The sequence below is a fragment of the Streptomyces kronopolitis genome (genome assembly GCF_014646275.1).
Taxonomy (GTDB): Bacteria; Actinomycetota; Actinomycetes; order Streptomycetales; family Streptomycetaceae; genus Streptomyces; species Streptomyces kronopolitis.
Window position 1 is genome coordinate 334,223 of sequence record NZ_BMND01000001.1, and the last position, 14,147, is coordinate 348,369.

Annotated in this window: 8 protein-coding genes and 1 pseudogene; 2 read left to right on the top strand and 7 right to left on the bottom strand. The window is 74.3% G+C overall.

Going from position 1 to position 14,147, the window contains the following annotated elements:
• Window positions 1-38 precede the first annotated feature (38 nt).
• The 6 genes from IEY78_RS01240 to IEY78_RS01265 all read right to left on the bottom strand — a co-directional run bounded on the left by IEY78_RS01240 (window position 39) and on the right by IEY78_RS01265 (window position 11,499).
• A complete protein-coding gene (locus tag IEY78_RS01240; protein ID WP_229699611.1) occupies window positions 39-2,048 on the bottom strand; it encodes a TOMM precursor leader peptide-binding protein in 2,010 nt (669 codons plus the stop codon).
• Between the two features lie 78 nt (window positions 2,049-2,126).
• Window positions 2,127-2,309, bottom strand: a complete 183-nt coding sequence (locus tag IEY78_RS01245; RefSeq protein ID WP_189095539.1) for a hypothetical protein — start codon at window positions 2,307-2,309, stop codon at window positions 2,127-2,129.
• A gap of 180 nt (window positions 2,310-2,489) precedes the next feature.
• Entirely contained in the window at window positions 2,490-4,109 is a 1,620-nt protein-coding gene (locus IEY78_RS01250) for a SagB family peptide dehydrogenase (protein ID WP_229699612.1), read from the bottom strand.
• The gene (locus IEY78_RS01255; protein WP_189095541.1) at window positions 4,102-6,069 is read right to left on the bottom strand and encodes a hypothetical protein; all 1,968 of its coding nucleotides are present in this window, start codon (window positions 6,067-6,069) and stop codon (window positions 4,102-4,104) included. The genes IEY78_RS01250 and IEY78_RS01255 overlap by 8 nt, the downstream gene beginning before the upstream one ends.
• A 203-nt stretch (window positions 6,070-6,272) precedes the next feature.
• Window positions 6,273-7,628 (bottom strand): M1 family metallopeptidase, encoded by a 1,356-nt coding sequence (locus tag IEY78_RS01260; protein WP_189095543.1) that lies wholly within the window; start codon window positions 7,626-7,628, stop codon window positions 6,273-6,275.
• 52 nt (window positions 7,629-7,680) lie between these two features.
• Entirely contained in the window at window positions 7,681-11,499 is a 3,819-nt protein-coding gene (locus IEY78_RS01265) for a Pls/PosA family non-ribosomal peptide synthetase (protein WP_229699641.1), read from the bottom strand.
• A 401-nt stretch (window positions 11,500-11,900) separates the two neighbouring features.
• Here IEY78_RS01265 and IEY78_RS01270 point away from each other — a divergent pair, with 401 nt between their 5' ends.
• Both IEY78_RS01270 and IEY78_RS01275 read left to right on the top strand, forming a co-directional pair.
• Complete coding sequence (locus tag IEY78_RS01270) at window positions 11,901-12,221, top strand: helix-turn-helix domain-containing protein (protein ID WP_189095547.1); 321 nt, start codon at window positions 11,901-11,903, stop codon at window positions 12,219-12,221.
• An 86-nt stretch (window positions 12,222-12,307) separates the two neighbouring features.
• Window positions 12,308-12,742: pseudogene (locus IEY78_RS01275) on the top strand (SDR family NAD(P)-dependent oxidoreductase); the annotation flags it as partial.
• Window positions 12,743-12,821: 79 nt separating this feature from the next.
• Here IEY78_RS01275 and IEY78_RS01280 read toward each other — a convergent pair.
• The gene (locus IEY78_RS01280) at window positions 12,822-13,916 is read right to left on the bottom strand and encodes a PP2C family protein-serine/threonine phosphatase (RefSeq protein ID WP_229699613.1); all 1,095 of its coding nucleotides are present in this window, start codon (window positions 13,914-13,916) and stop codon (window positions 12,822-12,824) included.
• Window positions 13,917-14,147 lie beyond the last annotated feature (231 nt).

Genomic DNA, 14,147 nt, shown 5'->3' on the forward strand with positions numbered 1-14,147 from the left:
CGGATCTGCGGACGTGGGCACGGCGGCGTCGGGGACGGTCACGGGAACGGGTGCGGGTGTGGATTGATCTCCTCCGCGGTCAGGGGCGCTGCACGGCGGCCGAGTTCCGCGGGCAGTCGCAGTAGCCGCGGCAGCCCGTGGGTGCGGCGCATCCGGTGCCCGAACGTCATCGGCAGCAGCCCCGGCACGATCACCTTCGCGCAGGCCAGACCGCCCGCCCGGTGCTCGTCGGTGGTCTGGTCGACCACGATCACGTCCAGGCCCCGCTCGGTGAACCGGGCCACCGCCTCGGCCAGATCGTCGCGCATGTCCTGGTGACGCGGCCGGCAGGTGGCGTGCGCGAAGGCCTCCTCGACGGGCAGGCCGCCCTCCTCGGTGTCGCCGCCGTCGCCGAGCAGGAAGGAGAAGCGGTCGAACGCGGCCGGGTGGCAGTACAGCAGCGCATGGTCCCGCATCTCGCGCACCAGGTCCGGGTCGTCCACCATCGCCGCGATCCGCTCCCGCTCCTCGCGGAACGCCGCCCGGTTCCACCCCAGGTTCGCGGTCAGCTCCAACAGCCCGTTCAGCAGGGCGCGTTCGGGCTCGAAGTGCGCGCCCGCGGCGCAGACCGCGGCGGGCTCCTCGTCCCGGCCCGGTCCCCTCGGACGCACGGCCATCACCCAGGCCGTGGGGATGCCGTGGTCCGGGGTGGTGGCGAAGGCCAGCACCCGGTGGCCGCTGTCCTGGCGGACGCGCTCGACGAGCGCACCGATGCGGGGGTCCGCCACCGACCGCAGATCGACCCGCGGCACGGACAGGCGGGCATACCAGGTCAGCAGGAACGCGTCCCGCTCGGCGAGTTCCACCAGCCCGTGCAGCGCCGCCTCCTCCAGGCAGCCGCCCAGCGCACAGCCGTTGGACACCTCGTACGCCAGGGGCCGGGCCGCGGGGTTGTCGTGCCGGGTGCGGTAGTACGCGTAGTCCTCCGGCACGAGGACGGGGGCGTCGCGGCCGAAGGAGTGCCCCCACACCCAGTTGAGCGCCAGGTCCGGAGCGTACGGCGGATAGGGGAAGTCGGGCTCGGCGTACCGCTCCGGCGGGTACAGCCCCAGGTCGAGCGGGCACAGCGCCCGGTCGGCCACCTCCGAGTAGCTAGCCCGCACCGTCGTGCGCCGCCCGCCGGGCCGCGCGCCGCCGAGGCGCTCCAGGGCCTCCGCCAGCGCGGTGCGGGCGCAGGCCCCGTAGCCCAGGTCGCGGCCGAACCCGGCCTCCTGCTCACCGCCGGGCAGGTGCAATGGGGCGGAGGCCATGGGGTAGGGGTAGTCGGTGCGCACATCGAGCTGCCGGATCAGTCCCGTGCGCCCGTCGACGTACCGGGCGACCAGCCCGTCCCAGTCGGCTCGCAGGTCGCGCACGCGGGGTACGTCCCGGTCGGGCTTGGGGCGGGGCTGCTCCATGAGGACGGGCGGCCGGTCCGCGGGGAGCCCGCCGCAGCCGTCGCACGCCGGGTCGGGCAGGAAGGGGTGCACATCGACGGCGAGCGTCGTCAGCGACAGGAAGACGAGGGCCCGGTCCGTCAACTGGCCTGTTACAGTGCCCAGTTCGTTCGCCACGAGGGTGGCGGCCGTCGTGCACGACCAGGTGGTCAGGACCGGCGACGCCTGCTCCGCGAGCCGTTCGCCGTGGCGTTGCAGCAGTGCCGAGCGCGGGCTGTCCTTGCCCAGGGCCCGCTGCCGGCGCGTCCGGGCGCATCGGGCACAGCCGGCCCGGCCCGGAACGGTGGTCGGACCGACCACGAGCCGGCCGAGTTCGACCCGGACCGGCAGCCAGCGCAGGTCGGCGCGCGGCGGCTCGGTCGCGGTCGCCCAGTGGTCCGCGGCCGTGACGACCGCCTCGCAGCCGGGGTCCTCCTCCGGCACCAGCCGGCTCGTACGGGACAGTGCGGTGCGGATCGCCGCGGCGAGGGAGCCCTCGCCGACGACGGCGACGCGGGCCGCGGGCGCCGTCGCGGCATCGCCGGAGCGCGCCGGCGGCCGTCCGGTGCGGGGGACTGTCACTGCGTCGGTCAACGTCACTTCCTCGTCATCGCCGGGACGCCGTGTCCGGCGGTCCAGGGCCCGCCGGACACGGTTGTGCCGCTGCTCGGTTCAGCAGCAGCAGCAGGAACAGCAGCTCGCCGGAGTACCGGTGGACGTGCAGTTGGACGCGCCGATCTCGACCATGGCGTGGCCGACGTTCACGGTCTCCAGGCTCGCGCCCGGCGAGGCCGGCAGGATGTCCAGGTCGTCCACGCTGAGGTCGGCGAGGTCGAGGACGAGGTCGTCCTTCATCGCGATCCCCCCTTCTTCTCGGATGGGTGAGTTGGGCCAGTCACTGGTCCATGCGCATCCTCCGGCGCCCGTGCGTCAGGCGTCTCCACGGTCCGACCGCAGGACGGCCGCAGGCCCGGGCCGTGGTCGCGGCCGTAGGCCGCCCGTAGGTTTTGGCCCACCGGACGGCGCGGGCACGGTTCACCAGATCAGCTGCGGCTCGTACTGCGCGGTGGGCCGACGCCTGCCCATGACCAGCGTGAAGACGGGCACCTGGGCGGCGCCCACCCCGATCAGATCCCTGACCATCGCGTCGTCATAGCCGTTGCTGACCCGTACCGACAGCCCGGCCGCGGCGGCGAGCACACTGATCCGCTGGGCGACGATCCCCGCCTCCTGGTGCAGGACGCGGTACCCCCGAGCCCCGAACCACCGCTCCCCGGCCAGCCGGTCGGCGGTGAGGAAGACGACGGCGTCCGCCTTCGCCGAGTTCACCGCCGGCGTGCGGTCGCACAGCATGCCGACCACGGCGCGCCAGTCCCGCTCCGGCAGCCGCACCAGCGCCGGTGACCCGGTGCCGGCCGTCAGCCGGTGGAGCCCCGGGCGGACCCCGTCCACGCCGAGGACCAGCACATAGGCGTCCACCAGGGGACGGCACGAACCGTCGGTGTGGTCCGCGGACACGGGCTCCAGCGCGTACCGCAACGCGGACACCAGCCGTCCGGCGGCCAGGGGGCGGGCGGCCGGCAGAAACATCCGCCCTCCCGAGTCGCGGGCCCGCAGCGCCGCGGACAGCTCCACGCCGCCGGGCTCGGGCTCCGCCGCCGCGAGGGCGAGGGAGCGGTCCGGGTCCGATGGCGGGGCGGGCCGGTGAAAGCGGTCGGGGGAGATCGCCTCGCCGGGGCCGGTGAGCCGGGCGGCCAGGTCGAGCGCGGTCAACCCGGACCAGGCCCGGGCGGGGGAGTGGTTGGTCCGTACATGGGGAGCATGCAGCACGGGCAACGCGCGGACGGGAAGCGGACGTTGACGCACCACGGCAGGAGGCTCCGGGGTCCCGGCCGGGGCCAGGTCGATCACCGCGAACGCCGTCTCCTCCGTGCCGTCGAGCCCCAGCGCGCGGTTGACCACGGCGTCGTCGAAGCGGTGGTGCACCCTCCCGCGCAGCCCGAGCGCGGCGCCGGTCAACAGCGCGTTCCCGACCGTCATCCCCGCTTCCTGCGCGCACAGCCGGTAGGCGTAGTCGCGGTAGCGGAAGGCGGTCTTGCGAAACCACGCGGACACCACCAGGAGCCCGTGGTCCGCCCGCACCCCCGCGGCAGCGTGCACGGCATCCGGCACACCGCCCGCCCGCAACCGCGTCAGCGCGTGGTGCGCCGGGTGGTAGTGATAGCACCCCGCGGGCAGCTCGCCCGCCCGACGGGCCGGCCACACATACAGCTCCACAGGGTGGAAGCAGCGCGCGGACGCCACCGTCCGGTGGTACGGCCACACCGCGTGCGGACCGAGTTCGATCCGGCCGACCCCGTACGTCCAGTACAGCAGCGCGGAGAGGGTCCGGAGGTCCAGGGCATCGCGGCGGGGGGACTGGTCGGGGTGTGCGGCGCGGAACGCCTCGAAGGACCAGCGGGCGTCCCCGATCCTTCGCGCCGGCTCGGGCAGGACGTGGCGGGGCAGCCCGCGGTACGTCTTGACCGGCAGCGGATCGTCCGCGCCGCCCTCCTCCCCGTGCCCCTCGGCGAAGAGGTCCTGGACCCCTTCGAACGTCCGCCACCAGAACCGCAGGCCGACCGAGCTCCGCAGGTCGTCGACGACGCTAGGCACGGTCGGGCACCTCCGCCCGCGGCCCGGCCGCCGCAGCCTCGTCCGTCCCGTCGGCGAGGACGACGCGCACCAGGAAGGGCAGCACCTCGTGCACCGCCGGATCGTGGTCGAGCGGCACCACGAGGGGGCGCACCCCTCGCGCACGCAAGGCCTCGACCATCCGGGTGCGTCCGGCCGGCTCCGCCAACCCGACGCGTTTCTCGTCCGGGGCAGGGGCGTGCGGCATGCCCAACGGGACCGGCGCATAGGCGGGTTCGTGCGTCATCGCCGACTGCCGGTCGAGCAGGGCCGCACGGAGCCCCTCGGTGACCGCATCCGGCCCGCAGGTCGCGGCGACCGGGCGGTCCCGCTGCCACCAGGCGAGCACGGGCAGGCCCAGCGCCCCGCCGATGTCGGCGACCTCGACCGCGCCGCGGGAGGCGTGCAGCAGGTCGAGGAGGTCCCGCGCCCCGGGGGACAGGGCCTCGGGATCCAGCCGCAGCGGCAACGGCCGCGCCCGCCCCTCCGCCACATCCCGCAGGGCCAGGCGCACACAGTGCTGGGCGAGGCCGTCCGCCACGGCGTCGTCCCAGCTCAAGCGGGCGGCCACGCCCACCTCGTGGTCCGCCGCGCACACCTGGCCGACCGCCACCGCCTCGGCGCGCCCCTCGTCCGGCGCCCACCCCCACACGGTGTCCCCGGGCCCCAGCCGGCGCTCGTCGAACCCGCGCACCGCGTACGAGGCGAGCCCGCGCAACGCGGCACTCCGGCGCGCCTCGGCGAAGCCCGTGCCCGCCCCGTACACCGGCACGGCGCCCGGCGTGTGCGGCACCGCCTCGGTCACGTTGAGCGGCACCTGTGTGCACTCCCCCTCGTCGAGGGCGCGCAGCACACCGACGTGCGGATCGAAGCAGCGGGCCGCGCGCCGGGAGAAAGCCTCCTCGTTCAACGGCGGTGCGGCGGCGAGCCGTTCGAGCCGCCGGGTGAACTCCTCCCGGGTCTCCGCACGGGCGGGGAGCGCCGAGGCGTGGGGCAGGAAGGCGTGCGTGGAGGTGCGCAGGGTCTCCAGGTCGATGCGCGTGATCTCCTCCCGCGCGCCGGCCGCGGCTTCCGCACCGGCGGCGATCCCGGTGAGCGCGGTGAACGCCGCGAGTCCCAGGTGCGCCGCGACCACGGCGGCGGCCGGCCCGGTGAGAAAGGTGTTCGGCCGGAACGGGCCGCGCGCGCCGAGCCGCCGCCACGCCGATCGCCAGGCGGAACCGGCCGGCCCCAGCCAGGCGATGTCGTCCAGCACCAGTCCCTGCACCAGCAGCGTGTCCGACTCCCGGCACAGTGCGTCGAGGCGGACGGCCCGGTCGACCCCCGCACCGTCCGCGACATGCAGCACGGCATCCGCCTGCCCGACCACCCTTCGCAAGGTGCCGTCCTCCAGCGGAGTGTGCCGCACGACCTGCCGCGGATCGCGCGCCGCGGCCTCGGCGGTGAGTTCCGCCATGCGCACGGTGGGGGTGCCGGCCGGGTCCGTGCACACCGTGCGCAGGCTGCGCACCCCCGAGCGCAGCGCCGAGCACACCAGGGAGACGAACACCGGGCCCGAGCCCACCACCACCATCTCGCTGTGGCGGTAGGTCTCGAACCGCCGCGCCGCGGAGCCACCGTGGTAGTCGAGGAAGGCGATCTCGGACGCGTAGGTCTCCAGCTCCTGCCGCGTGAGCCCGTGCGGCAGGTCCTCCCCGGCGTCGACCAGGCAGCCGGCGGCGCGCAGTTGGCCCACCAGCGCGTGCACCGCCTGCCGCTTGTCGTCCGGCAGCCGCCCGAGCAGCGCGTCAAGCTCGACCGAGCCGTCGAGATGCGGTGCGAGCCGGTCCAGCCACTGGTAGGCGGACCTGCCGCGCAGGGCCAGGTCGACCCCGGCGCCGAAGACATGGACACCGTCGCCGGTCGGCACGTAGAGGACATCGGACTTGAGTCGGGGGCGCATCGTCCGCCTTCCGGGTCGGGTACCCGCCGGTCCGGCATCCGATGTGCCATCGCGCCCGGCCGCGGCACCTGCAGTCGGTTGGAGCCCAGCCGAGTATCACGGCGGTCCGCGGCGGTGTCTTCACGGTCGGGCCACAGGGCGCACCACAGGTTGTGGCCGATGCCCGGGCGTGCTAGGAGCGTTGACGGCTGCCCCGGTCGTGGTCAGCGCGTCGCGGGGGAGCCCGGCAGCGGGGGCAGGGACGGTTCGTGCAGCCAGGCGTCGAAGAGCCCGTCGAGGGGCGAGGCGGCGTACCGCTGGGCGTGCGCGGTGAAGTCGGCGGTGCGCACGGCGCTGTGGCGATGCTCCCCGGCCCAGTCCCTGAGCATGCGGAAGAAGGCGTCGTCCCCCAGTGCGCAGCGCAGTACATGGACCGTCAGCCCGCCGCGTTCGTAGAGCCGGTCGTCGAACATCTGCTGCTTGCCCGGGTCGGCCAGCCGCAGATCCTCCGGCAGCGCGGCCAGGGTGCGGTGGGCGGCGGCGGCGTGCCCGGCCGTCGTGGTGCCGCCGGCCCGCTCCGACCAGAGCCACTCCGCGTACTTGGCGAAGCCCTCATTGAGCCAGATGTGCTGCCAGTCGGCGACCGAGACGCTGTTGCCGAACCACTGGTGGGCCAGCTCGTGGGCGACCAGGCGTTCCGAGGTGCGTGCGCCGTCGAGATGGTTGGTACCGAAGGTGGCCACCCCCTGGGCCTCCACCGGGACGACCAGTTCCTCGTCGGTGACCACGACCGCGTACTCCCCGAAGGGGAACGCCCCGAAGACCGACTCGAAGAACCGCATCATCTGGGTCTGCCGGGCGAAGTCCACGCTGAACCGGGGCAGCAGCCGGGCGGGCAGGTAAGCGGTCTGCGGTACCTCCGGGTGCGGTCCGTCCGCCGGCACGGGGGCGGTGAGCGGCACGGCCGTGTACCTGCCGAGCGACACGGTCACCAGATAGCTGGAGGTGGGGGCCGGCTGCTCGTACACCCAGGTGGTGCTGCTCGCCCGGGTCGTACGGCTGACCAGCCGGCCGCCTACCACCGCGGTGTACAGGGACGGTGTCGTGATCGACACCCGGTAGGACGCCTTGTCGGCCGGCCGGTCGTTGCAGGGGTACCACGACGGCGCGCCCACCGGCTGGCTGGCCACCAGCGCACCGTCGGTCAGCTCCTCCCAACCCAGACCGCCCCAGGGGCTGTTCAGCGGCCTGGGGTTTCCGGTGTAGCGCACCTCGACGGTGAAGGGCGCGCCGGGGGCGAGTGCGCGGCCCGGCCGGACGCGCAGCTTGCCCGCCCGGTGGGTGTAGCGCGCGGTGCGGCCGTCGACGAGCACCCGGTGGATGCGGAACGGGGCCAGGTCGAGTGCGATCTCGTTCAGCGGGGCGGGGCCGGTCAGCGCAGTGAGCCGTGCCGTGCCGCTGAGCCGGTTGGACAGCGGCCGGTAGTCCAGGTCGAGTGCGTAGCGCCGCACCCCGTAGCGGGTGTCCCCGTGCTCCGGGAAGTACGGATCCGGGCCGGGCGAGGCCTGTGGTGGGCTCAACGGTCTGCCTCCTCCCGGACGGCGGGCCGGCGGTCCGTGGTCGCGCGGTGCCTCATTCTCGCCAGGCCCTGATCGGATTGCCCAGCCACCGGGTGCCGTCCGGTACGGTCTCCGCGCCCATCGCCAACGACCCCGGCCCGAGGGTGCTGCGCGCCCCGAGAGTGCTGCCGGGCAGCACGATGCCGTGCGGGCCGAGCGTGGCACCGTCGCGCAGCACCACGCCGTTCATCCTGATGATGCGGTCGTGGAAGAGGTGGGTCTGCAGCACACACCCCCGGTTGACGCTCACCCCGTCCTCCAGCGTGACCAGGTCGGCTTCCGGCAGCCAGTAGGTCTCGCACCACACCCCACGGCCGACGGTGGCGCCCAGTCCCCGCAGCCAGAGGTTCAGCAGCGGCGTGCCCGGCACCGCCCCCACCAGCCACGGCACGGCCAGGACCTCCACGAACGTGTCGGCCAGCTCGGCCCGCCACACGAACCCGCTCCAGAGCGGGCGTTCCACCGGCCGGAACCGGCCCACCAGCAGCCATTTGGCGGCGACGGACACCCCGCAGGCGGCGCCTCCCGCGGCCAGCAGCACCGGGCCGGACAGCAGCGCCGCCACCACCACGGAGCCCTCCGTGGCCAGCCGCGCCAGCGCGGCGAGCACCAGCAGGCCGAGCGCGGCGGAGGCCAGCACCGGCAGCAGCCGGCACCCTTCGACCAGCCCGCGGCACCACAGCAACCGGGACGGCGGATCATAGGTCCGGCGATCGTCCGCGGCGTCCGCCGAGCGCGGCAGCCGCATGGGCGGCATCCCCAGGTACGAGCCGCCCTTCTTCGCCTTCTTCGGCGTCGCGGACAGCACCCCCACCAGCGACCGCGCGGGGACGGCGCGGCCCTGCGCGGTCATCCCCGAGTTGCCGAGGAAGCCCCGTTCGCCGACCTCGGCCGCCCCGATCCGCAGCCACCCGCCGCCCAGCTGGTACGGGGCGAGCAGGGCGTCATCGGCCACGAAGGCCCCGTCGCGCACCGTGGTGAGGGTCGGCAGCGCCAGCACCGTGGAGACCTCGACGCGCCGGCCGACCGTCATGCCCAGCGTGCGCAGCCACAGCGGAGTGATGAGACCGGCGTAGAGCGGGAAGAGCGTGCCGCGGGCCAGATCCATCAGCTGGCTCACGGTCCAGGCCCGCCAGGCGACCCCACCGTGCACCGGGTGCCAGCCGGGGCGCAGACCACGGCTCAGCAGCCGCACGGCGACGACCAGCAGCGCGGCGTACACCAGCCCGTAGACCAGCGTGGCGGGCACCAGAGCGAGGAGTGCTCCGCGCACGGCCTCGGCGAGACCCGCCCCGGGGGGAACGAAGCGGCCCGCCACCGCCAGCGCCGGGATGCCCGCCAGCACCTGCAACAGCCCCAGCCCCGGGCCGCTCACCCCGTAGAGGAACGCCCACCGGGCCCGGCGCGGGACACGCCGCTTGGGCCACCGCCGTTCGGCCCGGCCCGTGTGGACGGCGGGCGCACCGCCCCAGCTCTGGCCGGTCGGCACCCGGCCGCCGACCACCGAACCGGGCGCGATCCGGGCCCGCTTGCCCACCCGGGCACCGGGAATCAGGGTGCTGCGGGTACCGACCACGGACCCCGAGCCGACCTTCACCGGACCTATCTGCAGCCGGTCCCCGTCCAGCCAGTAACCGGACAGGTCCACCTCCGGCTCGACGGCGCACCCGCGGCCCAGCTTGAGCATGCCGGTGACCGGCGGCAGCGAGTGCAGATCCACCTCCGGTCCGATCCGCGCGCCCAGCGCCCGGCCGTACCGGACCAGCCACGCCCCGGACAGGCCGACGGCTCCGCTGAGGTCCGCGAGCCGCTCCGCCGTCCACAGCCGCAGATGGACGTGCCCGCCGCGGGCGTAGCTGCCCGGCCGCAGCCCCCGCAGCAGCAGCCGGGCCCCGCCGGCCGCTATCGCCAGCCGGCCCGGCGGGCTGAAGAGCAGCAGACCGCCGGCCGCCACCCACCACCACGAGACCGTCGGCGCCCACGGATAACTGCCGCACCACGCCAGCACATTGCCCAGGGCCAGCAGGGCGAGCGTCCAGCGCAGCCCGACCAGGGTGAAGAGCGGGAGCAGGAGGAGCAGTTGCCCGAGCCCGGCCCGCGCCGGGACGGGCAGCACAGACCGGCCACTGCTGCCGCCCTGCGCGGAACGCTCCAGCATCCGGGCCATCTTGCGCAGGGTGGGCTGCCGGTAGACATCGCGGACGGCGGTGGCCGGGTAGCGGTCGCGGAGCAGGGTGGTGAGCCGGGCGGCGGCGAGGCTGCCGCCCCCGATCGCGAAGAAGTCGTCCTGGGCGTCGGCGACCGGCACACCGAGGATCTCGCGCCACTGCTCGGCCAGCCACGCCTCGGTGCCGTTCAAGGGCCCTGCCGGACCCGCGCCTTCGGGGTCCGGCCCGGCCGCCCCCGGCAGCGGCCAGGGCAGCGCGGCCCGGTCCACCTTGCCGGAGGTGCGGGTCGGCAGGGCGTCGACGGGGGCCAGCAACGGCACCAGGGCGGCGGGCAACCGGGCACGCAGCAGCTCGACGGCCGTTGCCCGGTCCCAGCCCTCCCGGGTCACCACATACCCGACCAGCAGCGCATTGCCGCCGTGCGCGGTCCGCACGGCCGCGGCGGCAGCGCTCACGCCGGGCAGTGCCAGCAGCGCCGCGTCCACCTCGCCCAGCTCGATCCGCCGGCCGCCGAGCTTGACCTGTTCGTCGTTCCGCCCCAGGAAGGCCAGGCCGCCGGGCTCGGCCCGTACGAGATCGCCCGTGCGGTAGGCCCGCGGCCAGCCGAGGGACTCCAGCGGACCGTACTTCTCCTTGTCCATGTCCTCGTCCAGGTACCGCGCCAGCCCGACCCCGCCGATGACCAGCTGGCCGCTCCCGCCCATCGCGACGGGCGCCCCGGACCCGTCCACCACGGCCAGCTCCCAGCCGTCCAGCGGCAGACCGATCAGCACCGGCCCGGTACGGGTCAGGCGTGCGGCGCAGGCGACCACGGTGGCCTCCGTGGGACCGTAGGTGTTCCAGACCTCCCGCCCCTCCGTGACCAGCCGCTCGGCCAGTTCGGGCGGACACGGCTCGCCACCGAACACCAGCAACCGCACCTCGTTGAGCGCCTCGACCGGCCACAGCGCGGCGAGGGTGGGGACCGTGGACACGACGGTGATGTCCTGCTCGGCCAGCCACGGGCCCAGACCGGCGCCGTCCCGTACCCGGGATCGCGCCACGGGCACCAGGCAGGCGCCGTGCCGCCAGGCGAGCCACATCTCCTCGCACGAGGCGTCGAAGGCCACCGAGAGACCGGCCAGCACCCGGTCACCCGGGCCGATCGGCTCGTCCCGGAGGAAGAGCGCGGCCTCGGCGTCGACGAAGGCCGCCGCGTTGCGGTGGGTGACGGCGACGCCCTTGGGCTTCCCCGTGGAACCGGAGGTGAAGATGATCCAGGCGTCATCCGAGGGGCTCGGGCGGCGCTGACGGCCGGTGGCGCCCGCACCCGTCATCGTGAGGCTTCGCCCGGCCCCCAGGACGGCGCTCACCCCCGCCTCCGCGAAGACCAGCTCCGCTCGCTCGTCCGGGTCCTCGGCGTCCACCGGGACGTACGCCGCCCCCGCGGCGAGCACGGCCAGAATGCAGACGTAGAGATCATGGGTGCCGGACGGCAGCCGCACCCCGACGCGATCGCCCGCACCGATGCCGGCCGACGCCAGCTCGCGCCGCAGCCCGTCGACCTCGGCGGCGAGTTCCCGGTAGCTCAGGGCGGTGAGTCCGTCGTCCAGGGCCGGCTCGTGCGGATGGATCAGGACGGTGGCGTCCAGCACATCCACGAGCGTCCGCGCGGCGGGAGCCATCCGCCCGCCGAACACCGCCGGAAGGCGACCGGCGCGCTCCTCGACGGGGGCCGGCTCCCGCACCACGTGCCCCGATGCCAGTTCCACCATGCGTCCCTCGTCCCTGTTCCCCCTTCCGCCACCGAGTGGGACGGGTGGCCGGGGGCGGACAACTCCGCCGCTGCGACGCCGACCCGGCAAAAGGCACGGACCGCACGCGTGGCCCACAGGATCCACTCGTCCATCCATCCGAATATGCGGCGTCCGCCGATACGCGGCGAGCGGTGGCGGCAATAGGGTTGCTCCCCCGCGGCCGCTCCTCCGGGGACGGCCGGCGGGTCACCCATTCGGCGTCGTAGCCGTGCACCCCGTCAGCCCCCGGCCGATCCTGCTCTGGAACCCCGGTGGAAGGAGTGGTCCCGTTGACGTCGTTGGCCGAAGACTGGCTGGCCCCTTGGGCGGCGAAGGCCCGCTCAGCCCTTGAGGGAGGCGCGCTGGCGGGCTTTCTCGTGGACCTCGCCACCACCGCCCCCGCCCTCGGACGGGACACCGCGCACACCGTCAGCCTCCCCGTGCACCCGGCCGCACGCGCACTGGGCACCTCCCCGGAAGCCCTCACCACGGCCCTGGCCCGACTCAGCGAGGCCGGTCTGCTCACCTACTCCTTCGAGGGCGACTCCGACGCGGCACACGCCACCATCACCCTGCTGCCCGCCGTCCCTTCCGCGGACCCCTTCGAGTAGCAATCGCCCGACTGTCAGGCGTGCTTATCGCAACATGGCGTCGAACGCGCTGAGGTGTGCGGCCACTTGGTCGGGTACCTACCCCCGTCGAGGAATACCGGCGCACCTACGAGACCAACGTGTTCGGGGTGGTGGAAGTGACCAATGCCTTCCTGCCCGCCCTGCGCCGGTCCCCGCACCCGCGCATCGTCAATGTCTCCAGTGGCACCGCGTCGCTGACCTGGAGCACACACCCCAACCCGCAATTCACCCCGGGAAGCGGTGGCGCCGCCGCCTACCGGTCGTCCAAGGCGGCCCTCAACGCCCTCACCGTCCGCTACGCCCAGACGCCGGCCGAGGACGGCATCAAGGTCAACGCGCTCGCCCCCGGCCTGCGGGCCACCGACCTCAACCCCCGGGCCGCCACGTCCGGCGGTGACCCGGCCGAGGCCGCGCGGGGCGCCCTCCGCCTGGCCCTGCTGCCGGACGACGGTCCCACCGGTGGCTTCTTCTCGTGGGACGGGACGCCCGTGCCCTGGTGAGGGGCGGTGGGGGAGCCGTCACCGGGGGGCATACCGGAGCCCGGTCCTCCGGGCACCGTCCTCCGCGAGGACTCCGTGCTCACTCCGGCGGGTCACTCAGGCGCACGGCCAGGGCGGCGATGTCGTCGTCCAGGCGCCCTCTGCTGTAGCGGAGGAGGTCGCGGTGGAGAGCCGCGAGCAGCTCGTGGGGCGGCGTCAGCGGTTGTTGGCGCATCCAGGCCGCCAGCGGGAAGAAGCCGCCGTCGCGGGAGCGGGCCTCGGCGATCCCGTCGGTGTAGAGAAGCAGCAGGTCACCGGGGGTGAAGTCGAAGGTGTCGATGGTGTAGTGGTCGCCGATCAGCTCCGCGAGGTTGAGCAGCGGCGAGGGGACCGTGGGGTCGAGGGCGCGGAGTTCCCCGCTGTTCAGGAGCAGCGGCGGAGGATGTCCGCAGTTGAGGATCTCGATGCGCCGCTCCCCGTGCGGGATCTGGACGAGAAGCGCGGTGGCGAACCGCTCCATCGGCCCCTCGGGGGGAAATGCGGCGTTGTAACGGGTGCTGCTGGCATCCAGCCGGCGCGCGACGGTGACCATGTCGGCCTCGTCGTAGGCCGCCTCCCGGAAGGCATTGACGATCGCCGCGGCCGCCCCCACCGCCGGCAGCCCCTTTCCCCGCACATCACCGATGAGCAGCCTGACCCCGTATCGCGTGTCGACCACCTCGTAGAAGTCCCCGCCGATACGGGCCTCCGCCGCGGCCGCGAGATACAGCGACTCGATCTCGACGCTCGCGAAGCGCCGTGGCATCGGGCTCAGCACCACCTGCTGCGCCGCGTCCGCGACCAGCCGCACCTGGAAGAGGGTCCGCTCCCGCTGGAGCCGGACATGGCTTCCGTACGCGGCCGCCACGGTGACCGCGATGATCCCCCCGGCCGTCCACCACGTCCCCAGACCGGGGAAGACGATGCTCAGGCCGATCATGAGAAAGAGGCAGACCGTCCCCAGGAGCACGGTGGGGAGCACCGGCCACATGGCGGCGGCGAGGGCCGGAGCCGCGGGCAGAAGACGGCTGAAGGCCACCTCCGGGGGAGTGGCGTACGCCAGGCTGGCGATGACGACGGTCAGGATCACCGGCGACAGCCGCACAAGCCACCGGCCGTGGCGGCGACGGAACCGCGGCCGTCCAGACTCGATCACATTTCACAGAGTATCCATGCAAAGGGAACATAGCGCTCTGGCGACAGCGTGACGGGGGAAGCGCCCCACCCGGGCCGCCCGCCCGCCGACCAGCCCGGTCGGCGTCCTCCGGGCCCTGCCGTGCGGGGTCCGGCGCCCGGGCCCACCTGCCACCGCTCGCGCAGCGTGACCGGCGCGGGCCAAGCAACTAGATGAACGCTCACTCAGTGACTGTGACCAGCACTTGCGTAA